Annotated in this window: 15 protein-coding genes and 2 pseudogenes; 12 read left to right on the top strand and 5 right to left on the bottom strand. The window is 47.0% G+C overall.

What is annotated here, in order from left to right:
* Positions 1–237: 237 nt before the first annotated feature.
* Positions 238–1,491, bottom strand: coding sequence for a cation:dicarboxylate symporter family transporter (locus tag ACYCS5_RS16185; protein ID WP_069010145.1), 1,254 nt, complete (start codon positions 1,489–1,491; stop codon positions 238–240).
* Between the two features lie 212 nt (positions 1,492–1,703).
* Between ACYCS5_RS16185 and ACYCS5_RS16180 the strand changes: the two genes are divergently transcribed.
* On the top strand, positions 1,704–3,008 hold the full coding sequence (locus tag ACYCS5_RS16180; protein ID WP_029516894.1) for a sensor histidine kinase: 1,305 nt from the start codon (positions 1,704–1,706) through the stop codon (positions 3,006–3,008).
* 5 nt (positions 3,009–3,013) lie between these two features.
* Positions 3,014–3,943 (top strand): response regulator, encoded by a 930-nt coding sequence (locus ACYCS5_RS16175; RefSeq protein WP_013308322.1) that lies wholly within the window; start codon positions 3,014–3,016, stop codon positions 3,941–3,943.
* 81 nt (positions 3,944–4,024) lie between these two features.
* Here ACYCS5_RS16175 and ACYCS5_RS16170 read toward each other — a convergent pair whose 3' ends face one another.
* Together ACYCS5_RS16170 and ACYCS5_RS16165 are read right to left on the bottom strand one after the other, a co-directional pair.
* Entirely contained in the window at positions 4,025–4,528 is a 504-nt protein-coding gene (locus ACYCS5_RS16170; protein ID WP_049816963.1) for a MarR family transcriptional regulator, read from the bottom strand.
* Between the two features lie 103 nt (positions 4,529–4,631).
* Positions 4,632–6,131: pseudogene (locus ACYCS5_RS16165) on the bottom strand (monooxygenase).
* A 307-nt stretch (positions 6,132–6,438) separates the two neighbouring features.
* Between ACYCS5_RS16165 and ACYCS5_RS16160 the strand changes: the two are divergent.
* Positions 6,439–6,936 carry a DinB family protein gene (locus ACYCS5_RS16160; RefSeq protein ID WP_039274097.1) on the top strand — a complete coding sequence of 166 codons (498 nt, stop codon included), beginning with the start codon at positions 6,439–6,441 and terminating at the stop codon, positions 6,934–6,936.
* Positions 6,937–7,141: 205 nt separating this feature from the next.
* Positions 7,142–8,341 (top strand): MFS transporter, encoded by a 1,200-nt coding sequence (locus ACYCS5_RS16155; protein WP_459759787.1) that lies wholly within the window; start codon positions 7,142–7,144, stop codon positions 8,339–8,341.
* Between the two features lie 23 nt (positions 8,342–8,364).
* On the opposite strand, the gene ACYCS5_RS16150 is transcribed toward ACYCS5_RS16155, so the two are convergent.
* Together ACYCS5_RS16150 and ACYCS5_RS16145 are read right to left on the bottom strand one after the other, a co-directional pair.
* On the bottom strand, positions 8,365–9,186 hold the full coding sequence (locus ACYCS5_RS16150) for an endonuclease/exonuclease/phosphatase family protein (RefSeq protein ID WP_459759786.1): 822 nt from the start codon (positions 9,184–9,186) through the stop codon (positions 8,365–8,367).
* A 5-nt stretch (positions 9,187–9,191) separates the two neighbouring features.
* Complete coding sequence (locus ACYCS5_RS16145; RefSeq protein ID WP_459759785.1) at positions 9,192–10,856, bottom strand: PTS transporter subunit IIBC; 1,665 nt, start codon at positions 10,854–10,856, stop codon at positions 9,192–9,194.
* A gap of 242 nt (positions 10,857–11,098) precedes the next feature.
* Here ACYCS5_RS16145 and ACYCS5_RS16140 point away from each other — a divergent pair, with 242 nt between their 5' ends.
* The 8 genes and pseudogenes from ACYCS5_RS16140 to ACYCS5_RS16105 all read left to right on the top strand — a co-directional run bounded on the left by ACYCS5_RS16140 (position 11,099) and on the right by ACYCS5_RS16105 (position 24,051).
* Complete coding sequence (locus ACYCS5_RS16140) at positions 11,099–12,106, top strand: LacI family DNA-binding transcriptional regulator (protein WP_459759784.1); 1,008 nt, start codon at positions 11,099–11,101, stop codon at positions 12,104–12,106.
* A gap of 154 nt (positions 12,107–12,260) precedes the next feature.
* Positions 12,261–14,543: a glycoside hydrolase family 65 protein gene (locus tag ACYCS5_RS16135; protein WP_459759783.1), complete on the top strand. Its 2,283-nt coding sequence runs from the start codon at positions 12,261–12,263 to the stop codon at positions 14,541–14,543.
* 25 nt (positions 14,544–14,568) lie between these two features.
* The gene (gene pgmB / locus ACYCS5_RS16130) at positions 14,569–15,234 is read left to right on the top strand and encodes a beta-phosphoglucomutase (protein WP_165149292.1); all 666 of its coding nucleotides are present in this window, start codon (positions 14,569–14,571) and stop codon (positions 15,232–15,234) included.
* A 249-nt stretch (positions 15,235–15,483) separates the two neighbouring features.
* Positions 15,484–16,961 (top strand): annotated as a pseudogene (locus tag ACYCS5_RS16125) (spore germination protein).
* Positions 16,962–16,965: 4 nt separating this feature from the next.
* Positions 16,966–18,120, top strand: a complete 1,155-nt coding sequence (locus tag ACYCS5_RS16120; RefSeq protein ID WP_165149296.1) for a Ger(x)C family spore germination protein — start codon at positions 16,966–16,968, stop codon at positions 18,118–18,120.
* Positions 18,121–18,137: 17 nt separating this feature from the next.
* On the top strand, positions 18,138–19,238 hold the full coding sequence (locus ACYCS5_RS16115; RefSeq protein ID WP_459759782.1) for a GerAB/ArcD/ProY family transporter: 1,101 nt from the start codon (positions 18,138–18,140) through the stop codon (positions 19,236–19,238).
* A gap of 197 nt (positions 19,239–19,435) precedes the next feature.
* Positions 19,436–21,091 carry an SWIM zinc finger family protein gene (locus ACYCS5_RS16110; RefSeq protein WP_459759781.1) on the top strand — a complete coding sequence of 552 codons (1,656 nt, stop codon included), beginning with the start codon at positions 19,436–19,438 and terminating at the stop codon, positions 21,089–21,091.
* On the top strand, positions 21,088–24,051 hold the full coding sequence (locus ACYCS5_RS16105; RefSeq protein WP_459759780.1) for a DEAD/DEAH box helicase: 2,964 nt from the start codon (positions 21,088–21,090) through the stop codon (positions 24,049–24,051). Before ACYCS5_RS16110 ends, ACYCS5_RS16105 begins: the two co-directional genes overlap by 4 nt.
* Positions 24,052–24,079: the final 28 nt, after the last annotated feature.

The raw sequence follows: 24,079 nt of genomic DNA, 5'->3' as shown, positions 1-24,079 counted from the left end.
CAATATATAAAATGGTATAATTTAATATCGGAATTTTATTAAGAATCATTATAATTAAATCTTTAATTACATAGGCATTAAGACTTATTTTTCATGTCCATATACCTATAATTCCATACAGGAAACATCGAAAAATGTCGAAAAAGGAAGAATTCTAACAAGTCTGGAAACAGAAAGGGCACCTTTGCATTACTGCGCAAAAGTGCTCTTTCTGTCAACTATTCAGTTCGTTATATCTTATTTAATTGAAGCAACGTATTCCTCGCCCTTTTCTTTATCATATTGGCCTTCCCATTTGGACATGACCACAGCGGCAAGCGAGTTACCTAATACATTAACTACCGTACGCGCCATATCCAGAATGCGATCAATACCAGCGATAAAAGCCAAACCCTCCAGCGGGAGGTTCACTGCTCCAAGCGTAGCGAGCAAAACGACAAAGGAAGCACCCGGCACACCTGCAATACCTTTGGAAGAAATAATTAATACTAGTACCAGCGTGATCTGTGTCGTGATTGGCAGATCAATACCATACATTTGGGCAATGAAAATCGCAGCCAGTGCCTGATACAGGGTGGAACCGTCCAGATTAAAAGAATACCCAATCGGAATGACAAAGGACGTAATTCCTTTAGGACATCCGAACTTCTCCATCTTCTCCATGATCTTAGGCAAAACACTTTCCGAACTGGCCGTCGAATATGCAAGCAACAGCTCACTTTTCAAAATTTTAATCATGGTCCAGAGACGGGTACCGCACAGCTTGGCGATAATTCCGAAAACAATCACAATGAACAGCGCCATGGAGCCGTACACCGACAAAACAAGCTTCAATAACGGCCATAATGAAGCCAACCCAAACTTGGCCACTGTCGTTCCAATCAGTGCAAATACTCCGAACGGAGCCAGGCGCATGACCTGATTGGTTACCCAGAACATGGCGTCGGCTACGCCTTCAAAGAAATTCAGCACAGGCTTGCCCTTGTCACCAATCGCCGCTACCCCTAGTCCAAACAGTACGGAGAAGAATATAATAGCGAGCATATCTCCCTCGCCCAGAGCTTGAATAACATTGGTAGGAACAATATGCACAATCGTATCTATAAAGCTATGGCCTGACTTCTCTGCAGTCTCCACATAGGAATGGATATCACTCTTCGCCAGGTGGGACATGTCCACGCCGTCACCAGGTCGAACCAGGTTGGCAACAAGCAGTCCGAACAGGATGGCGACTGTCGTTACAATCTCAAAGTACAGAATGGACTTTCCGCCAAGTTTACCTAGTTTTTTCATATCGCCCACGCCGGCAACGCCGATAATGAGCGTTGAGATCACAATAGGCACGACAATCATCTTGATCAAGCGGATGAAAATATCGCCGATTGGCTTTAAGTAGACTTCCACCCCTGAATTGCCGTAAAATAAGGCACCAATAATAATACCTAAAGCCAGACCGATAAAGATTTGCATCGTCAAATTAATCTTTTTCACTTCGTGTCCCCCCCTGGCTGATTTGTATATTTTTGCAGTATGCTGTTCTTAATATTCAAATGATGTTATTTATACTACAATCTGATCTATAAAAACCGACAATTATCTACAGCTGCATTTATTTTTTTCTATAAATTCACAAACTTTAACGACGAGCCTGTGAATTTAGCTCACATTGCCTTTCTGACTGAATACCCAGGAGGTGAATATGAATGAAGTTGAACACGCTCCTTTTCCTGCTCATGCTTGTATTTGTACCGCTCGCAGGTGAGCTGAATATTCACCCGTTCGCTAATACATTCCGTCTCAGCTTTGGTACGCCTGTATTTTTTTTCTTTCTGTTATCTATTCGTCATATTCCGCCTGCATTATCGGGAGTGCTTGCAGGGATAGCGGTAGTCGCCTTTCGCATCTTACTCAATCATTACACTCAGTCCAGTCTTCTCTTCGAAGAGTTGCTGATCTTGCATGGCCCTACCTTTTTTTATTACATGGTCTACGGTCTGCTCTTCCAGCTCCTTAACATTAATGCTGAGCCTTACCGCGCACTCCGTGTGGGTATCCTCTCTGTAGGGATTGAGGTTGCCGCAAGTGTGTCGGAACTTAGCGTTCGGTGGAGTATTGACGGCGATTTCTGGGACATCATTAAGATCAGTAAAGTAGCTTTTATGGCTATGATCCGCAGCTTCTTCGTGCTTGGGTTTTATAATATGATTCGGTTAAATCAATCGGTCCAGCATGAAGAGGCACAAAGACAGCAGACGGAGCGAATTTTACTTCTTGTATCAGACTTGTATGAGGAGTCGGTCCAGTTAGGCAAAACGCTGTCACATGCAGAACAAATCACTCGTGAAAGCTACGAGCTGTACCGTGAACTGCAACAGGATGAATCTCTAAAGGATAGAGAACATTACGCCAGACAGGCACTTCGTATTTCCGGACAGGTTCACGAGATTAAAAAAGACAGCCAGCGGATTTTTGCTGGTTTGTCCAAGCTGATTGATGCCGAAAGCGGAGTGCATTACATGGCTTCTCAAGAGCTTGGGGAGCTCATCATCCGAACGAACAGCAAGTACGCCCAATCACTGGACAAGTCTATTCGTTTTACCCTAGATGTCGATCCTTTGTTGCCCAAGCTACATGTTTATACCGTTCTGACACTTATTAATAACCTGACAGCCAATGCGGTTGAAGCCATGAGGGACGACGGAAGGATTGACGTTTCTATTCGCTGTCTTCCGGGAAAAGAGGATATAGCTTCATTTAGTGTTACCGACAACGGTCCGGGTATTCCTCAGCGGAAACGGGAAATGGTCTTCACACCAGGGTATACGACCAAGTATGATGAGGAAGGACAACCGTCGACCGGTATGGGATTGTTTTATGTACGTGAGGTCGCGGAGAGCCTTGAAGGAACGATTGAACTACAACAGATTGAGGAAGAGAATACAGATAGATTACAGACCACTTTTAGAATTACATTGCCTTTACGGAAACTGACGGAGAAAGGAAGATAGCCCGGATGCGTTTTTATATTGTGGATGACGATCAAGGGATTCGTTCTATGCTGGCAGACATTATTGAAGACGAAGGTCTAGGGGAAGTCATCGGGGAAGCGGAGGATGGTTCCTATGTGAATAGCGGCCTGCTGGAGCTGAACCGGATTGATGTATTGCTAATTGACTTGCTGATGCCGCTTCGTGACGGCATTCAGACCGTGCGTGCACTCGGCGATCAATTCAGCGGCAAAATCATTATGATTTCTCGCATCGAATCCAAAAACATGATCGGCGAGGCGTACTCGCTCGGTATTGAATATTATGTGGCCAAGCCTTTGAATCGACTGGAGATTATTGCAGTTATTCATAAGGTGGCTGAGCGTCTGCGCATGCAGCAGTCGATTACGGATATCCAGCGGACGCTTCAAGGGTTGTCGATGTTCACATCGAATAACCCAACGGCAACGATTGAACCGACCCGAAACATCGTAACTTCCGGGCAGTTTCTGCTCTCCGAGATGGGAATGATCGGCGAAGCTGGGAGTATGGATTTGTTGGACATGCTGGAATTTCTGGACCAGTATGAGGAGGAAACAGGCAATCTGTCTCCCTATCTGTTCCCGCCGTTGAAGGATATATTTGCTAATGTAGCATCCAAACGGTTAGGGGCTTCAGCCTCAGCAGTAGAGCTGAGTAAGGAAATTAAAGCATCGGAGCAGCGTGTCCGCCGCGCTATTTTCCAGACGCTAAGCCATATAGTATCGCTCGGGTTGACTGACTATACCCATCCTAAATTTGAAAATTATGCATCCAAATTTTTTGACTTTACAGAAATCCGCAAAAAAATGCTGGAGCTACAAAACAATGTGGAGCCTTCACTGTCCCAAGCCCGCATTAATACGAAAAAGTTCGTACAGGTGCTCTATATGGAAGCAAAACGACTATTGCATTAAGAGAAAACGCACCTGCATCTCCTCATGTATCTATTACTCGGAGATAAAACAGGTGCCCATCGTTGATGATTAGATATCTCTTTAATCCAGACTCTTTCCCTGCCACTCCATAGCTTCCAAGAGATCTACACCATCGGACAGCAGACGTTTCAAGACATTCAGTTCTTCTGAGCTGTAACGATTTAAAAATTGAAATAACTGTTGCTGTACCTCAGCATGCAGTCGCTCATGTACAAGAAAGAGTTTTTTTCCCAACGGGGTTAGCCGAAAATAAATTTCTTTTTTGTTGTCGTTCAGCTGGGTTCTGCGAATCCAGCCTTCCTTGAGCAGCTTGGTGCTGACTTTCGAAACGGTACCTTTGCTCAGCTCCATTCGTTGCGCTAAGGTTGTAACATTGATCGGCTCATGCTGCCCGATACAATCCATAACGTGTACATCCGTCATATTGAGCGAAGTCATTCCATCAAAGTGCTCGCGGATTTCTTCGAGAAAGGTCATGCTCTCTCTTTGCTGATGCTGCTCCCACTGATGATTCATCTTAATAAGCAAATCATAGACATGCTGAACCGATGTCGCCTTTTCCATACGAACAAGTAGTCACTCCTTTGGCATACTCCTCCTTTCATTATAGCCCACATTTGTTTCACAAGAAACAATATGGTCATGTTATGAACATACCCTTTCCCCTTTATACCAATGTGGCAATGCCTTCCTTAATCACACTCAATATATCCGTTTGTTTCATAGAAATGGCCCAAGCGATATACCCATCCGGACGGATGAGAACCGTATGCACATCTCTCCATCCCACGGGCACTTCCTCGGCTACGGCCTCCACATATGAAATATGTGAAAGTGAGCTATGGTGAAACTCATTCGATACCTCATTATCCTGTGCAAGATGGAGAAGTACAAAGCGGCCTTCATGAAGAAGATCGTAAGCATACGTTGTCATTCCGTCAGGCAAATGCAATTCAAAATCAGCAAACCGTTTCCCGTTCAGTGGATGCTGCGGTATATTGCTAGCCGCTGGATAGCATACATCCAGTGCACTAATCTGCTCTGCCATAGATTGATTAATTTCCGGATGGCGGAACCATTCCTCATGCAATTGGCGGTGTGCCAATACAGCAGGCGTAAAGTCCAATAAGCGGGTCTGAACCTCGGTATTCCGTAAGAACTGCGTATTAACCGGATAACGTTCGTCATGATAGCTACTCAGCAGCGTGTCTGGAGCCCAGCCACGAATCACTCCGGCCAGCTTCCATCCCAGATTTGCCGCCTCTTGCAAGCCAACATTCATTCCCTGTCCACCTGCCGGGAAGTGGATATGCGCAGCATCACCTGCTAGCAGGATTCTCCCTTTACGATAGGTCTGCGCCTGCCGCGTTGCATTCCCGAATCGAGATAACCAGCGAGGATTGGATACGCCAAGATCTGTACCGAGCAGATCATACAGTCCTGTCTGCACTTCTTCCAGCGTCACAGGCACGTCCTTCGGAATCTCTATCATTCATGGTGTAGTCAAAATAACCCGATAAATATCTGGATACACGGGGGCAATCATCACTCCACCTCGTTCACTATATTCGGAATGCACGCCACTTTCAGGCGGATTGGCTAACTCTACATCCGCCAATATAGCGGTCAGAGTCGTATCCGTGCCCGGAAAAGCAATCCCGGCTTGTTTCCGCACGATACTCCCAGCCCCATCTGCTCCTACAACATAAGCAGCTGTCATTACCGATACATTGGCTTGTGGTCCAGATGTGCATACACTCACCACCTCTACGCCCTGCTCCTGCTCCCGCACAGATACCACTTCCATGCCACGATGAACGACAACTCCCAGCTTGAGCGCATGCTCCTCGATCACCTTCTCTGTGATCACCTGTGGAATAAACAACGTATAATTAGAAGAACTATCAAGCACAGAAAAATCCAAGCGGGTATTCAGCATTGAAAAGTGACCCGTACGTATAGGTCTGCCGCACTTCATAAACCGCTCCTTCAATCCGCGCATATCAAACATCTCAAGGGTCCGTGGATGTAGCGTAAGCGCACGCGACTGGCCACTAGGCTCCTCTAAACGTTCAATTACACATACGCTTACGTTTGCTAATGCCAACTCAGCAGCTAACCACATTCCAACAGGTCCGCCGCCTACTACAATCACTTCGTAATCCATGTTCACACCCCTATCTAAAATCTTTATTTCCACCACCTAATTGTTTCAAACGAAACAATATATACATACAGAAAGCTCCCCTTAACATTCCCGTATATATTAAACAACATATACAGCCGTCGTTTATTGTTTCTATAGAAACAATATTATTGTAATTTAATTGAGAACAATTATCAACCACTTTATTAAAAACATTTCTACCCTTTACATTAAACCATGCATCCATTTACATTTTACAAAATATAATTGTATAATCGTTAAATGAGACTAAGCTAGAACAAACTCTCCATAGAAGGGATGATCATACATGTCAGATGCCAATCAATTATTCGGTCAAGCGCTGGTTAAATCACTGGTCGGGGAACGTGGACATATTCGAGTAGCTCGGGCTTTACCAGACATTGACGTCGAGCTGGCAGGGAAGAAAAATGCAGAAATGCCTTACAGCATTTATCAACTGCTGAAGCATATGATCTACTGGCAGCAATTTATGCTGGAGCATTTGGAAGGACGGAAGCCCCAGCTTCCGGGCAATGTCATGGAAAGCTGGCCCGAAGAGACTGGACCGCAAAGCGAAGAGGCATGGCAGGCTCTCATTAACGAATTTTTACAGGGCGTAGATCAAGCTGTGCAGATTGCCGAAACCGCGCAACTGGATGATTCACTAGCTCATTTCCCAGGTGAAACGAAAGCAGGACTGCTGCGGAATATCGCTTCCCACAATTCATATCATTTGGGTGAAATCGTACTGCTACGCCGGATCTATGGAGCTTGGCCACCACCAGGAGGTGGCTTTCCAGCTTAAAGGCAACACCACCGCTCTAATCAAGATTCCTTCCATCCGCCGCTTCATACCTCCATCATTGCATTGGGATTTAGGCACCGCGAGGAACTCGCTCGCGTACCTTATATGGGAAACCGCTAACTCGACTTGAAGCCGTTCATCCGTAATCAAGTGCAATCCGAATAACGGTTCCCATGATGCAAGATCAAAGAGAGGTTTCGAGGTTATGGTGAGACACTTATATTTAAATCGTAATATCGCCTGTATGATCGTGATCAGCCTTATTGCTAACATGAGTGGAAGTATGATCCTTCCACTCTTTGCTATTTATGTAGAGCAATTCGGGATATCCGTACTCGGCATGAGCATTTTATTTTCTCTGTTTTATGTGGGGAGATTTCTTGGTGGAGGCTTGGCAGGACGAATTTATGAAAAGATTGGCGCAAAATGCTTGGGGTTGAGCTTGCTTATTGCTGAAATCGCTTGTATGCTCCTGTTTCCAATTGCAACAAGTTTCATCATTTTATCCATACTGAGACTCCTTCAGGGCTTGGTAGCTATAGGGCTAACCGTCTTTGTAAGAGTCACGATCAACCATATGAGCACCCTAGAGAATCGAGGTACGCTCAATGGATATATCAGCAGCAGTGAAGGCGCCGGTATGATTTTGGGGCCTCTTATGAGTGGAGCTATTGTTTCTTACTTTTCTTTATCCATTCCGTTTTATTTCGTTGCTATTTTCTCATGTATATCCTTCGTTGCCGTTTCAAGAATGACCTTCCTCCGTTCTCCCTTAAAGCCACAAGAACAGCATTCGCCCCATCTAGAACCCAAAGGAAAAACCATGTTAACGAAACAGTTACTTGTCTATTCTACCGTTCATTTTCTTGAAATGAGTGCATTCGCTATATTTTTAACATACTTCTCCATATATGCAACCTACAAGCTCCATTGGAGCCCCGCAGAAATTAGCTTAGCTTTTACAATTATCGGCATATCGACCTTCATCTCAGCGCCCTTTATTGGCAAAATATCTGATCTACTTAAGGATCGCCTAATGCTTTGTATCCTCGGTCTATTGTTGATCATGGTGGAAATCATCTTATTTCTTTGGTTCACAGAACCGTGGATCGTATACTTAGGGATGTTCATCGGAGGTGTAGGAGGAGCCAGCTATCTGGATTCCTTTTACTCACAACTAGGGGACGTTATTCCTGAGGAGAATAGAAGCTCATTTATTGGCAATGTCGTATCTTTGTCCGAATTGGGGGCCATTGTGTCTCCGATCATCGCAGGGGCACTCATGGAACGATTTAGCATCAACACTCCCTTTTACTACAATTTGATTTTGGTGTTGATTGCTATGGTTATCCAATATGTTATTCGTTTCAAGTCAAAATCTATAAGAAAAAGGCCAATTGCATAAGCAACTGGCCTCCTTTCTTTTCATCACAGCTCCAACTCAACCGCAACCCCAAAATGATCCGATACAACTGGTCCTGTTTTTCCGTTCAGTACAACGGTTGAGGATTGTACCTGTGCTGCCTTATTGGAGAAGATAAAGTCAATGCGGAGCGGCTTCGCATTACTTTCCCAGCCAGCAATAGCTTTAATCACCGTGTGGCCATCATCACGTACTGCTGCATTCGGATAGGTGTCCGACCAGCCGGATTGCAGTACATAGTCATATCCTTCTCCGCGCACTTCAGCCGCGTTGTTGAAATCACCCATCATAAACACAGGAGTCGGAGCAAAAGAATTTAGCACTTTGGTTGTACGATCCCATAGTCCACGGAAGGATTCTTCATCATTCCACCAGTTAAAATGTCCACTTACAAACCAGGCCTGCACTCCGTCCACCACAGTTTGAATGCCGACAATTTTACGCGAGCGGTAGTTGTCATAATCCTGTAGCGAGGAAACATATTCGTTCACCGTAGCTGTAATCGGTGTTTTCGACAGAATCGCCAACCCCTCGTCGTATTTGGCAAAACCAACATGCGCGGGAGCCCACGTCCAATGATAGCTATCAGACAATAGCCCGTTCAGCACATACGCATAGTTATCACGCTTAATGACAACTTCAGGATCTGCGCTATGGTAAGTGCCCAAATCGTCCGCTGACAAAGGAGCCTCTTCCATGGACTGGTTCACTTCCTGTAAAGCAATGACATCAAACTGCTGTTCATCAATAAAAGCAGCCAGTTGCTTTAGCTTATCGTGCTGGTTTTCTTCCATCCAAGCATGTGTATTTAAGGTTAACAACTTCAAAGTAATCACCTGTTGAGTATGTCTTGTATATCTGATTTAAGCACATCAGCCTTCGGTCCGTAAACCGCCTGCACCCCATTATCTACTTTTATCAAGCCCAAGGCACCCAGCGCTTTCCACGTCTTTTCGTCCCCAACGGCATCTGTATCCTTCACCGTCACACGCAGACGGGTCATGCAAGCGTCCACCTCGACAATGTTCTGCTCACCCCCAAGTGTCTTGATGATATCCGTAGCCAGTTGATTTTGAGTGGAAGTAGCTGCCACACCCTCTGTCTTCGTACTCCCTGCCTCGGAAGTCCCTTGAGGCTCCTCATCCGTATAGTTCCCCAGTCTTCCCGGCGTAGCCATTTGGAATTTACCGATCATAAAATAAGCGATAAAGTAGGTTGCTACCGCAAACACCACACAAGTCAGCACGAAGTTAATAATATCCTGCACCAACCCCGCGTTTATAGACAACGGCATTCGGGTCAGCAGTTCAATCATACCAAATGAATGTAAACGCAAATGTATGATGTCGGCCATTCCGAACGCAATACCGGTAAGAATAGCATAAACCACATACAGCACAGGCGCCACGAACATAAACATGAATTCCAGTGGCTCCGTTACCCCTGTTAAAAAGACTGCTGCGGCTGCCGAAAAGATCATCGACTTGTACTTGCCGCGTTTGTCTTTGTCTACACGGCGATACATAGCCACCGCTAGTCCCATAAGGATACCTGCTCCACCAATCATTTGTCCTACTTTGAAGCGGGCAGGCGTCACGCCTTCCAACAAGCTATTGTAGGCTGTCGGATCGGTACCACGAAGCGCACTCAGGTCACTTGCCCAAGCCAGCCACAGCGGGTCTTGCCCGGCAACGACGCTTCCTGCCCCGGAACCTGTAAGCGTCGTGTAAACGCCTCCAAGTTGAGTATAGTTAATAGGAACGGTCAGCATATGATGAAGCCCAAAAGGAATCAGTAGTCTTTCCAGTGTACCATAGACAAATGGCGCTACAAAAGGAGCCGATTCTCCCGAAGTCGCCAACCAAATGCCGAACTGATTAATCCCCCCCTGGACAAATGGCCAGATGGCAGACATGATCAAGCTTACGATGACAGACCATAAAATCACGACAAAAGGAACAAAACGTTTACCGTTAAAAAAGGCTAAAGCGTCCGGCAGCTTGCGGTAATTATAGTACTTGTTAAATACCACCGCTCCGACGAATCCGGAGATGATACCGACAAACACGCCCATGTTAAGTGCAGGTGCTCCTAAGACAGAGGTAAAATAACCACTGACCGGAATCGATGCACCGAAGAGTGTATGGGTGGTTGCTCCCTCCTGGGTTAACATCTTCGATGATACGCCCAAAATCGTCCCTGTTGAAATATTGATGAGAATAAAGGCAATTAAAGCCGCAAAAGCCCCGCCCGCCCGTTCCTTAGCCCAGGAACCACCTATCGCTACCGCAAATAGAATGTGCAAGTTATTGATAATACCCCAACCCAAATTCTCCATGACCCCGCCGACGGTCAACCAGAAATGAATATCACCAGCCAACATCGCCACTACTTTACCAAGCGAAATCATAATCCCGGCCGCCGGCATAACTGCAACAACCACAAGCAGTGCCTTCCCAAGCTTTTGCCAAAAATCAAATGATAGAAGTTTTTTCATGCTCGTTCAGTCTCCATCCCTTATAGTATGTATAGCATGGGTAGTACTCAAAAAATATTATGCAATCGGTTGCACAATTATTATAATGATATCGCTTTCTATTAGCAATACCCTAATTGTAAATATCTTGGGTAATAATGATAGAAATACTCGAAAAAACCGCGAATTTGTTGATTTTCGAGCAATATCGTATGATAGAACATAATATTTCCTGCTTGAGATAGCAAAAGGAGACGAAGACGATGGCAGTAACCATCAAAGATGTCGCAAAACGTGCTAATGTTGCTACCTCCACCGTATCCCGCGTCATTCAAGACAGCCCCAAAATCAGCGAAGCTACCAAGGCACGTGTCCGTAAAGAAATGAAGGCGCTTGGCTATGAACCCAATTATTCAGCTCAGAGTCTGGCTAACCGAGTCACACAGTCGATAGGCATTATTATGCCTGAATCGGATGTGGCGATCTTTCAAAATCCTTTCTTTCCGGAAAGTCTTCGCGGGATCAGCGAATGGGTAAACGAGCACAACTATACACTGTCGATTGTCACAGGCAAAACGAGTGATGAATTGCTATCCCGCGTAAAGCTGATGACCCGGACCGGACGCGTTGACGGCTACATTGTCCTGTACTCCAAGCAAAAGGATAGCATCGTGGAGTATCTTCACAAAGAAAAAATTCCCTATACCGTAATCGGCAAGCCTCAACAGTTTGTCAGCGAAACCACCCATGTAGACAATGATAACTACCAGGCCGCCAAGGATGTGGTCACTTATTTGACTGGGCTGAATCATCAGCGCATTGCTTATGTTGGCGGTGATCAGGAACACATCGTGAATCTTGAAAGACTCCGAGGCTACCAAGATGCGCTACGAGAGGCTGGCTTGCCTCTACCGAGGGAATACGTGGTCAGAGAACCCTTTAATCTGGAGGACATGCGCGCGTTATTGCAGGCTACCCCGCCGCCTACTGCGATGATCGTTAGCGACGACCTTGTAGCCATGGCCGTACAGAAAATGCTTGCTCAGTTAGGCGTGTCCATGCCAGAGCAGTTATCCATGGTGAGCTTCAATAATCTAATGCTGGCTGAGCTGATGAATCCCCCTCTGACTTCCGTGGATATTGATATCTTTACTCTGGGTTATCAGGCAGCCAAAAGCCTGATTGAAAAAATCGAGGACCCCAAGGAACTGACCAAACACATCATCGTGCCCCACCGAATCGTGGAGCGCAAATCCAGCCAGGTACTATGAATCTCTAAGAAATGAACAAGAACTGATTTTGTGGATATCCATAAAATCAGTTTTTTTGCGTTGACAGGGCAAACGGTTGCACTATATACTGAACTCGCTCATATATTGGTCTCGTTAAAACAACGATCTCATTTTCCGAGAGGGGTACGCACTCATGGTTTACAACCGATTATTTGACGTAGATAGTTGGAAGCTGACAACACACGCTCTACATAGCACACACATGCGATTACAGGAAAGCTTAACGTCCATAGGCAACGGTTATATGGGCATGCGCGGCAATTTCGAAGAAACGTATTCAGGGGATCATCATCAGGGAACTTATATCTCCGGTGTATGGTTCCCCGACAAAACAAAGGTCGGCTGGTGGAAAAACGGCTATCCTGAGTATTTTGGTAAGGTCATCAATGCCATGAACTTCATCGGCATCAATCTGTTCGTAAACCAAGAGGAAGTAGACTTATTTACGGCACACATCAGCGATTTTGTGCAGGAGTTGGACATGAAACAGGGGATCCTGCGACGCACCTGCACCGTGAACGATCAGGTTCGTATCACTACGGAGCGTTTTCTGAGCATCACCACTCGTGAGCTATGCCTGATTGATTACCAAGCAACGAATATAAGTGAGCAACCTCTAACTATAGAGCTTGTCCCCTATTTGGACGGCAATACGAAGAATGAAGACACGAACTATGATGAGGTTTTTTGGCTGGAGGAGGCCCGAGAGGTTCAGGAACAATTCATCAGCCTGTCCACAACAACTATAGATAATCCCTTCGGTATTCCGCGCTTTACCGTAAACGCTACCATGGGTATTGTGACCGAGGGACAGGATCAGCAGACGACGGAAGAGGGCTTTTTGTATGCTGCTCGCCACTATCAATACAGCGTCGCTCCGGGCGACAGTATCCAGCTGCAAAAATTTGTGGCTGTTACCACTTCACGGGATATGGAAAAGGACGCACTGATTCCACAAGCTGAACGCATCGCCGTAGAAGCTGTGAACAAAGGCTACACTTCTCTTAAACAAGAGCATGTCGCAGCTTGGGCCCGACGTTGGGACAAAGCAGATGTAGAAATAGAGGGAGATACGGAGGCCCAACAGGGAATACGTTTTAACATTTTCCAGCTGTTCTCTACGTACTACGGTGAAGATGCCCGTCTGAACATTGGTCCCAAGGGCTTTACAGGTGAAAAATATGGCGGTGCCACCTATTGGGACACAGAAGCATATGCCGTACCTATGTATCTGGCGCTCGCAGACCCGGATGTAACCCGAAATCTGCTGCTGTACCGCTACCAACAACTTGAGGGTGCCAAGCATAACGCGACCCAGCAAGGACTTCGGGGTGCACTGTACCCTATGGTCACTTTTACAGGTGTGGAATGCCATAACGAATGGGAAATTACCTTCGAGGAAATTCATCGTAACGGTGCCATTGCCTATGCCATTTACAATTACACCAACTATACGGGTGACTTGACCTATCTGCATGACTACGGCGTAGATGTACTGGTCGAAATTAGCCGTTTCTGGGCCGATCGGGTCCATTATTCCAAAAGTCAGCAGCAGTATATGATTCACGGGGTTACCGGGCCAAACGAGTACGAAAATAACGTCAATAACAACTGGTATACCAACACGCTGGCTGCATGGGTTTTGAAATATACATTATCGGTCTTGCCTCAAATTTCGACTGAGAAAGCGCAGCGCCTGGCAGTTACGGCTGATGAGCTTGCACATTGGCAGGATATCGTCACTCACATGTATTATCCCTATGATGAGGAGCAGGAAGTCTTCGTACAACACGATACCTTTATGGATAAGGATTTGCAGCCTGTATCCGCCCTTGATCCCAGCAACCTTCCACTAAACCAGAAATGGTCATGGGATAGAATCCTGCGTTCATGCTTCATTAAGCAGGCAGATGTGCTGCAAGGACTGTATTTCTTTGGAGACCAGTTCACACTGGAGGAAAAAGCGCGCAATTTTGCATTTTACGAGCCCATGACTGTTCATGAATCCAGTCTGTCTCCTTCTATACACGCCGTGCTGGCCGCCGAACTCAAAATGGAGGAAAAAGCAGTCGAGATGTATAAGCGGACGGCCCGTCTGGATCTGGATAACTATAATAACGATACCGAAGACGGCCTTCATATCACTTCCATGACAGGAAGCTGGCTGGCGATTGTACAGGGATTTGCCGGGATGAGAACCTATAATGAAACATTAAGCTTCTCCCCCTTCCTGCCTCAAGACTGGAACAAGTATACGTTTAAAATCAACTATCGCGGTCGCTTATTAAGTATTCTCGTACAGGAAAATGAAGTGAACATAACCCTGTTGGACGGAGAACCGCTGACGCTGGAGCTGTATGGACAGCCAACGCACATTACCAGTGGGCAAACGTTAATGACAAACAGCATTTCATAAATCGGGCAGACAGGGGGGAAAGCAAATGAAGGCAGTCATTTTCGACTTGGACGGAGTCATTACAGATACCGCCGAATATCATTTTCAGGCATGGGCCAGCTTGGCGGCAGCGCTCAGCATCCCTTTTGATCGGGAATTCAATGAACAGTTAAAAGGAATCAGCCGTACGGAATCGCTCGACAAAATACTGGCGCGCGGTAACCTGTCCGATACGTTTTCAGAAGAAGGCAAGCAAGAACTAGCCACACGGAAAAATACGGAGTATCAGCGGCTCATCTCAGCTGTAACTCCCTCGGACATTCTTCCAGGCATTAAAGCGCTTCTGACAGAACTTCGTGAAGCCCGAATCGGCATCGCTCTGGCCTCTGCAAGTAAAAATGCAGCGTTTATCCTGGAGCGACTGGAGCTAGCGTACTATTTTGACAGTGTGGTGGATGTTACCGCCATTCGGCATGGCAAACCTGACCCGGAAATTTTCCTCACCGGAGCTGCAAATCTGGGCGTTCAGCCTGCCGATTGTATCGGTATAGAGGACGCACAGGCTGGCATACAGGCGATCAAGGGCGCCGGGATGTTTGCGGTCGGTGTAGGGACACCTTCGCAAATGCAAGGTGCGGATATCGTGGTAGCCACGACTGCCGAGCTTTCTCTGAGCATGTTGGAGGCACATTTCTACGAGTTCAAAAAGTGACCTCCACTCGGAGTAGTTTATATGGCGTTATCACGGGGATAAAGCACCCTCGCCTCATATGTATGACCAACGACGGACACCACTGGTGTTCGTTTTTGTTTACATATACTCAAAAAAACTCCCTCTGTCTCTCGCTTCTTCAGCTCCCCCATCGTCGAACACGTTAGATTACCATTCCATGAATATATATCACCATTTTACACATATTACATGTATATCGTGATTTAAGCTTTTGAAGGAGGACGAGTCATGGCAAGATCACTCGAGGCGAAATTGGACCATCTACAAAAGACCCTGGGTCATCTTCCTGATGTCGTCTTCAAAAAGATGGATGTGGGGCAAACGGGAGTTCATGTAGCTATGGTCTATCTCTCTGGCATCGCGGATACAAGTATGATTAACGAACAAATCGTTAAGCCGCTCATTTTGACTGGAATCCGTGAAAATCACTCCCAAGTTAATCCGCAAAAACTGAAGGAAGAACTGGTACAGCAGACGGCTTTTACGATCGATATGAAAGAAGGAACAGACCTTGAGGCGTGCGTAATTGAAGTATTATCGGGAAATACTGTCTGCTGATCGAAGGAACCGATGAAGCCTTCTTTGCTGCTACAGGCAAGTTTCCTCAGCGAAGTGTCAAGGAACCAAGCACCGAGATTTTGGTGAGGGGACCGAGGGAAGGTTTCATCGAAGATTTGGAAAGCAACCTGGCAATGGTAAGGCGGCATATCAAAGATATCAGTTTTAAAATAGATAAAATAACTATAGGAAGAAGATCTTCCCGAAAATTAGCGATCTTGTACATATCGGATATCGCAAATCCGGAGCTGGTTCAGGAAGTGAAGCGAAGAGTCGAAACGATTGATGTGGACGATGCTTCCGATACCGGGATTATTGAACAATGGATCGAGGAACATTCGTGGTCTCCGTTCCCTCAGGTTCAAGCCTCTGAACGCTCGGATAAAGCTATAGCTGCTTTAATGTCTGGAAGAGTTGTCATTATGCTTGATGGCACGCCTTTTGTTTTGATCGCTCCCATGACCTTCTGGATGCTGGCCCAATCCCCAGAGGATTATTACGAGCGATTTCCTTTAGGAACATTCTTTCGTATACTTCGTTTAATAGCTCTGTTCATTGCAACATTCCTGCCTTCGCTGTACGTTGCACTTATTTCTTTCCATCCTGGATTAATCCCGCCTGAGCTGGTGATGTCTATCGTTGCCTCAAGGGATGGAATTCCTTTTCCCGTTTTTGTGGAAGCTCTAATTATGGAAGTGGCATTGGAAATATTGCGCGAGGCCAGCCTGCGGCTACCCAAAGGGATAGGACAGGTCATCGGTATTGTAGGCGGTCTTGTTATTGGACAAGCAGCTGTTGAGGCAGCGGTCGTAAGTGCTTTCCTGATTATTATCGTGGGTCTCACCGCAATTGCATCCTTTGCGAGCCCGCAGTACAGCGGAAGTATTGGAATTCGCCTTCTTCGTTTCCCCATTATGATGATTGCAGGGATTTATGGGCTGTATGGCGTGATTTTAGCCTTTATTTGTTTAGGTGTGCACATGGTCCAGATCAAAAGTTTTGGAGTTTCTTACATGTCACCTCTAGCCCCAATTCGGCTAAGAGATCAACAAGATACTTTAATTCGGGCTCCTTTTAAATACCTCAAAAAGCGTCCTATGATGCTAAAGACACAGGACGAAACACAATCTAACAAGAAAAGGAAGTAAGCCTATGATCGCTTTCATCTATCTGTCTCGTCGAATCCTATGGTTGCAAAAATGCGTTGCCGTATGGATCGCATGTGCTCTCCTCACCGGTTGTTGGGACAGCAGAGAAATCGATAACTTGAGTATCATCCAGGGCGTCGCCATTGATACGGATCAGGAGGATATGCTGGAACTTACCTACCAGCATTTAATAGCGCAGAAATCCAAAAAAAATATGTATAGCAACGTAACAACCTTTAACAAAAATTCCATTCAGACTGCTTCCAGGGAACAGGCAAAGCTAGTGTCCCGTGCTCCCTTATATAGTTTTATTCGCTTAATTTTGATTAGTGACCAAGCTTTACAAAAAACAAGAATCGACCAATTGTTAGATACGTTTACCCGTTCCTATAAACCGAGTCGAAAATCACTTGTTATGATCGTAAAGGGCAGTGCGAAAGAAGCGCTCAATAAGATCGGCAAACATAAAGAGATACCTTCCATTGACCTTGAAGCATTGGCTAAAAATAGCGATTTCAACTCCAAAATACCTCATAAAATAACATTAGGAGAAATTTCCACCCATATTTCACAAGGAGCTGACTTCGTCATTCAATGCCTAGAAACCAATGAGGGCAACCACTTCTCAGGCGCAGCCTTGGTCAGTGGCAAAACGAAGAAATTGGCTAATTGGCTAGATGAAGAGGAAGTCATCGGGATCAACTGGATGCTGGGAAAAACGCGGGGTTCAATTATTAAAACAGAGGACCCGAAGTCGGAACAATCCATGGTCTTTGAAGTTGAGGATGCCCACAGCAAACTTATCCCCCACCTCAACGGACAGGATCTTTCCTTTACGGTTCGTATTAAAACAAACATCAAATTAAATGAAAACTTGGATATTTATACTGATTTCTTGAAGGAACCGTTCATTCGAACCGCTAAAGAAGCGACGCAAGAAGAAATCAAACAGACCATATCCCAATCGTTAAACACGCTTCAAAAAAAAATGAGATCAGATGTAGTCGGTTTCGGCACAAAGGTAAAAGTGAACTATCCCGCTTACTGGGATCGGGTAAAGGAAAATTGGCAAGATACATTCAGTCAAATACCGATCGACGTTCAGGCTGAAGTACAGATTGACCGAACAGGTGCTTATACAAAAGGAGAGGGAGCGTAATGTCCAACATACCTTCCATGAAACAGGAAAAAATCTCTACCCTTCAAGCCTTACTTACAGTCACTTCGACCGTGTATGCTGTGGGAATTGTCAGTTTACCAAGAACCATCGCGGAGAAGACTCAAACGCCCGACGTGTGGCAGGGACTCTTGCTGGCAAGTCTGCTTGGGGTAGGCGTCGTTTTTATCAACGTTAAATTGTGCCAGATATTTCCAGGGAAGACGTTCTATGAGCTCAATCCTGTGATCGCAGGTAAATTTATCGGCCTGCTCATCAATATTGCATTTATTGTACACTGCACGATGATCTGCTCTCTTGTATGCAGAATGATGGCGGAATTCCTCAAAGGTCTTGCATTGGAAAGAACGCCATTAAGCATGATTCTCTTGCCGTTTCTTCTGCTTATTGGGTATTTGACCTGGGGCGGTCTCCATGCAATGGTTCGATTGGTCGAGCTTTTTTTTCCTTTAACCCTTATTGTTTTTTTATTGTTGATCATCCTCAATATCAATCATTTTAATCTTGATAATTTGCGCCCTGTTTTCCATAAAGGATGGCATCCGATCTTCGAATCTCTTAAGGTTATACCTTTCTCGACAATAGGTTTTGAATCCCTCCTTATATTAACTAATGTGATGGTCAATCCACAAAAAGCATGGAAGGCAGGGTGGATTGGCTACTCGATTGCAATGGGTTTGTATCTCTTGATGGTAACGATGGTCGTTGGCTGTATGTCGGTTGAGGAAGTTTCCCGATTGCAATGGCCGGTCGTTTCTTTTGCACAGCAAATTGAATTCCCCGGCTCGTTCCTGGAACGGTTTGAAATATTATTTATCATTTTGTGGACGATCAAAATTTTTATGACCGCCGCAAATTATTATTTCTATATGGTAGCCGGAATCAGCCAACTCACCCAAAAGTGGAACAGGTTTATCTGCTTTCTCCCGTTAATTTTAATATTTTCCCTGAGCATATATCCCCAAAGCTTTATTGAGATAGGAAATTTCGATACAATATCGGGTTATTTTGGAATTATTATGGGCGCAGCAGTACCCTTGGTGCTTCTTATTATCTCCATGGTCTTCCACCGAAAAGGCAATCCGGATGGCAAACAGTAAGGGGATCCCCCCCAAATTTGCTGATAATTCAGGCCCCCTTACGTTATAACGTAAGGGACTTTTTACTTTCCCCAACATGTTATTCTTTTGAAACTTCCCATCTGCTCCCTCCACCTCAATTTACGTGCGCGAACTGTTATAATAGAAGAGTTAAGCAGTCATCGGATTAACTATTTTCTCTTAGGAGACTAATGCATATGAAACCAACCTATCTTATGGATGATATACAGTGGCAACAGCTTATTCAAAACGTGGCTGACCATTTTAATGATGTGACGATCAAACGAGGTTTCCAATATTTTAAGCAAGGAAAGGTAAAAGAATTCGTTATGCCTGATGCCGACCATATCGCAGCTGTCGTGGATGGAAGCGAGCTATACGAGGTGGATCTCCACTTGAGCGCTTTTGCTGCCAGCAGATGTACATGCCCTGTCCACACCAACTGCAAGCATATGATCGCCGTACTACTGAATTACGCGAATGAACAGGAACGTTCTGTACATGCTTTAGTGAACGCTCATTCGGCGGGATTCACTCGATTGGCGACAAAAGCTGACACGCGTAACACACCTCCTTCCCGGTCGAATCTTTCACCGGATCACAAGGAAACAACAAGAAACGCCCTCAGTAAAACTGCAAGTAAAATACCGGACATGCCCATTTCAGAGTGGCATGATCTGTTCGATCAGTGTATCGCCCTTAATCGTGTGAACACACAAAACTCCCAATTTGTCCAAAGCGCTTTAGCCTCGATCCATGCTGTGAAGCCACCGCTTTCACCTGGCATGCAACAGCTATACGGACTGCTTGCTCATCTGCGTGTGCTGGAAAAGCTGGTACCTCAGTCTTCCATGCCAGGCTATCCCTCTCATACCTATATGGGGTATTACACGCAAATTGCTGCCGATGAGCTTAAAGAAGCGATCGAGCGTGATTTTGAGAGTCCACTGGAGCTGACCGATGAACCGATGCAAGAAGCCCGTATGGCAGAAACCTTAGCCTATTTACGCCGAAAAATGCTGACAGAATCGCGTAACGGTACTTATTTTTCAGACGCGTATTATCAGTTTTGGCTGTACTGGGTGCATCCCGCAAGACAGGGCTCCAGCATATATACGGAGGAATTACAGCATTTGCAGGCGGCTGAGGAGGATCTCGGCACTACTTTAGCAAGGCTTCCGTGGATGTTGGCTCGCAGCTGGATGCATATTTTCCAATCGCAGGATAATGAAGCCTGGGTACTTCTTCAGGAAGCGGAACGAGCTTTTCCACTAAAAATCTCTTCCAACCAATTGATTTTGTTCTTACAGGCGTTGCGTAAAGCTGAGAATTGGGCACGCCTCAAGGACGGACTGCGGCATATCGGTCCCCTGCTTCACAGTCATCGGGATGACCATTTACAGGATTATATGCATAATTGGGATCTGGTTTTGCAGCACCTTCCAGAAGCGGAGCAGGACATGTGGGACACGCTGGTGGGTATGCTTCCATTTGCCGGGGGAATGTATGAAGAGGCACTGCTTGCTCACGAGAAATGGCGGTCATGGATCGACTATCAGCTAAGCATACGCAGTGAACCATTGAGTTTTCGAGTGAGCGTGTTACAGCCCATTGAAAAGAACGCGCCTGAGTTACTACTCCCCTTTTACCATCAGGCGGTAGAACGCTATGTGCTAGAAAAAAACAGATCCAGCTATAAAGCAGCAGTCAAGCTGTTAAAGCGGCTGTTCAAGCTGTACAAGAAAATGAAGCAAGAATCACGCTGGGAGCTGTTCTTCACGACCTTCACCAGCCGTCATAGCCGCCTGCGGGCGCTACAGGAGGAATTGCGGAAAGGGAAATTGTTATCATGAGTCAATATACCGAAACGATTACCGTGCATATCCAATTAACTACCTATGGAGACGCGCTGATCTATGGCGATTCCTCCATGAACTATAGCATTTCCGGTCAAATTCTGAAGCAGCGTTTGTTTGCTTGGCATGAGGCTTCGTTTTATGGCACCGAGCTGGAGATTCAACATGTTCAAGACACGGATATTATCCTGCTGCCTTCGGAGCAGGTGATTCCTTTTCTGGCAGAGCGCGAGCTTCTAAAGCATATCGAATGGATCTGGGACGAGGCCCATGCCCCATGGCTTCAGCTGATCCCTTCGCTTGCTCACTGTATTGAAGCGAAAGCCTATGTACCCAGCTTCACGGCGTTCCAGGCGGGGAAGCTGCAATGGGAATGGGATGCGGAAGCACTGGAAAACATCCAGCCGGCAGAGCTTGCTTTGCTCGATCGCTTGGAGAAGGACGAGCAGGATGGGCTGATAGCGGCGTTCTCGGCTGCCATATTTCAACGCTGGTACGGCACCGAAGCGGAAGCCGCCGATTTGCGAAGAGAATATCCGATTCTCTTCGCCTCCAACCGCCCAGCCGCGGCGGGTCTAGACGCGCGGGCCTGGCTCATTGCCATCGGCTGGAAAGCTGATACCGCGCCCTTTCGGCCACTTCTACAACTGCTGGAGCCAGAGCTGGAGGACGACGAACCGTCCTGGCAGCTCAAGCTTGTGTTGCAGGACAAGCAAGACCCGGCGTTGCTGGTGCCTGTACAGCTCGCCGATGATGGGTACGCATCCGGCTCATGGCCCGATGCCTGGACAGCACATGTCCGTGAGCGCTCAGCCGGGTGGCTAGAAGGCTTGACCTCGATTTTGCCTGCCGGGCAGCGTGCCGGAAGCCGCGATGACGTGCTGAATCGCCCGCTCTCCGACGAAGCGGCGTGGCAATTCCTGACGACCGACAGCCAGCGTCTGCTGGAAAGCGGTTGGCAAGTGCTGCTCCCGGCTTGGTGGGAGGCAGCTACCCGCAAGAAGCCGAAGCTGCGGGCCAAGGTACGCCCGGGCGAAGGGGCGGGAGAGCGCACGAAGGGCAGCTCGCTGTTCGGACTGGACTCGATTGTCCAGTTCGATTGGCGCGTTGCCATCGGTGATGCCGATCTGAGCGAGTCGGAATTCGCCGAGCTGGTCGCTCGCAACGAGCGCTTGGTGCGCTTCCGCGGGCAATGGATCGCGCTCGACCCTGCGCTGCTGGCGCAGATCCGCCGGGCCATGGCCGGGATCGACAGCGCCCAGGGATTGTCCTTTCAGGACATCCTGCAGCTGCACCTGCTCGGCAACGCCGACGATCCTGAAGGCGACGCCTCGGGTGAGCAGCCGGAGGATGCGGCACGCTTCCGGCTGGAAGTCGAGCTGAATGCCCATCTGCTGAAGCTGATTAGCCAGCTCGGACGGCAGTCGGAATGGCCTGCATTGGACGTGCCGGACGGGCTGCAAGCCGAGCTGCGGACGTATCAGAGGGACGGGTACGCATGGCTTGCCTTTTTACGGCGTTTTGGACTGGGGGCCTGTCTGGCCGATGACATGGGACTTGGTAAAACGGTGCAGTTTATTACTTATTTACTGCACTTACAGGAAATTGCCGCTGAGACGGGTGTCCGCTCCAGTTCGCTGCTGATTTGCCCGACGTCGGTGCTGGGCAACTGGCAGAAAGAGCTCAGCCGCTTCGCTCCTTCATTAAGGGTCATGCTGCACTATGGAAGCAAGCGGGAGCAGGGAGACTTGTTCCGCGAAAAAGTCGAGCAGGCCGATGTCATCCTGACCTCCTTCGCTACGGCAACCCTGGATCAAGAGCTACTACAAAGCATGACCTGGGATTCGGTCTGCCTGGATGAAGCGCAAAACATTAAAAATGCGCAAACCAAGCAATCCGCAGCCGTGCGCAGCTTTCCTGCACGTCACCGGATTGCGTTGACCGGGACACCTATTGAAAATCGGTTGTCCGAGCTATGGTCCATTTATGACTTTATCAATCCAGGTTATCTGGGCAGCTCACGCGCCTTTAGCAATCGTTTTATGAATGCTATTGAGAAGGAACATAACGAGCAGCGCACGTTAGATTTGCAAAAGCTGGTTCAGCCTTTCATGCTGCGGCGCAAGAAGAAGGACCCTGCTATACAGCTTGATTTGCCTGACAAGAATGAGATGAAAACCTACATTCATCTGACCTCTGAGCAGGGCGCGCTCTATGACCAGATTGTCAAAGAGTTGATGGAACGGATGCAGAAGCTGGAAGGGATTGAACGGAAAGGAGCCATTTTATCCGCCCTTACCCAGTTGAAGCAGCTTTGCGACCACCCAGCCCTCTTAACCAAGGAGGCTCTCCCGGATGCAGCGGCTTCCGGTTATAGTCCGTCCGATCTTGAGACGGTCATTAGCCGTTCATCCAAGCTAGAGCGCATTCTGGCTATGGTCAAGGAACTGCGGGAGGAGGGTGAGCGCTGCCTTATTTTTACACAGTATATTGGTATGGGGCAGATGCTCCAGCGGGTACTCGCTCAGGAGCTGCAGGAGCCTGTGCTCTATCTGAACGGTAGCACGTCCAAAACGGCGCGTGACCGAATGATTGATCAATTCCAATCTCACACCCTCCCCCCTGCCGAGCAGCCATCCGTGTTTATTTTGTCGCTCAAAGCCGGGGGAGTGGGCCTAAATCTGACGGCCGCCAACCACGTCTTTCACTTTGATCGCTGGTGGAATCCGGCTGTTGAAAATCAGGCCACAGACCGAGCCTATCGGATGGGACAAACGAAGGATGTACAGGTGCACAAATTTATCTCGCTGGGCACGCTCGAGGAACGCATTGATGAAATGCTGGAGAGCAAGCAGCAGCTTAGCGACCAAATCATAACCAGTACCGAAGGCTGGATTACTGAGCTGTCTACAGACGCGTTAAAAGACCTCTTTACGCTACGGCGCGAGTGGGCATAATGATGTCCCAAGTTCAATATATACCTAT

It is taken from the genome of Paenibacillus sp. SEL3 (assembly GCF_054602585.1).
This window is presented reverse-complemented; position numbering and strand designations above follow the sequence as displayed.

Coding starts and splice junctions, on each gene's coding strand:
- ACYCS5_RS16180 (WP_029516894.1), top strand. CDS start 1,704: ATGAAGTTGAACACGCTCCTTTTCCTGCTCATGCTTGTATTTGTACCG.
- pgmB (WP_165149292.1), top strand. CDS start 14,569: ATGAAGGCAGTCATTTTCGACTTGGACGGAGTCATTACAGATACCGCC.
- ACYCS5_RS16155 (WP_459759787.1), top strand. CDS start 7,142: ATGGTGAGACACTTATATTTAAATCGTAATATCGCCTGTATGATCGTG.
- ACYCS5_RS16135 (WP_459759783.1), top strand. CDS start 12,261: ATGGTTTACAACCGATTATTTGACGTAGATAGTTGGAAGCTGACAACA.
- ACYCS5_RS16170 (WP_049816963.1), bottom strand. CDS start 4,528: ATGGAAAAGGCGACATCGGTTCAGCATGTCTATGATTTGCTTATTAAG.
- ACYCS5_RS16145 (WP_459759785.1), bottom strand. CDS start 10,856: ATGAAAAAACTTCTATCATTTGATTTTTGGCAAAAGCTTGGGAAGGCA.
- ACYCS5_RS16175 (WP_013308322.1), top strand. CDS start 3,014: ATGCGTTTTTATATTGTGGATGACGATCAAGGGATTCGTTCTATGCTG.
- ACYCS5_RS16115 (WP_459759782.1), top strand. CDS start 18,138: ATGAAACAGGAAAAAATCTCTACCCTTCAAGCCTTACTTACAGTCACT.
- ACYCS5_RS16160 (WP_039274097.1), top strand. CDS start 6,439: ATGTCAGATGCCAATCAATTATTCGGTCAAGCGCTGGTTAAATCACTG.
- ACYCS5_RS16140 (WP_459759784.1), top strand. CDS start 11,099: ATGGCAGTAACCATCAAAGATGTCGCAAAACGTGCTAATGTTGCTACC.
- ACYCS5_RS16120 (WP_165149296.1), top strand. CDS start 16,966: ATGATCGCTTTCATCTATCTGTCTCGTCGAATCCTATGGTTGCAAAAA.
- ACYCS5_RS16105 (WP_459759780.1), top strand. CDS start 21,088: ATGAGTCAATATACCGAAACGATTACCGTGCATATCCAATTAACTACC.
- ACYCS5_RS16110 (WP_459759781.1), top strand. CDS start 19,436: ATGAAACCAACCTATCTTATGGATGATATACAGTGGCAACAGCTTATT.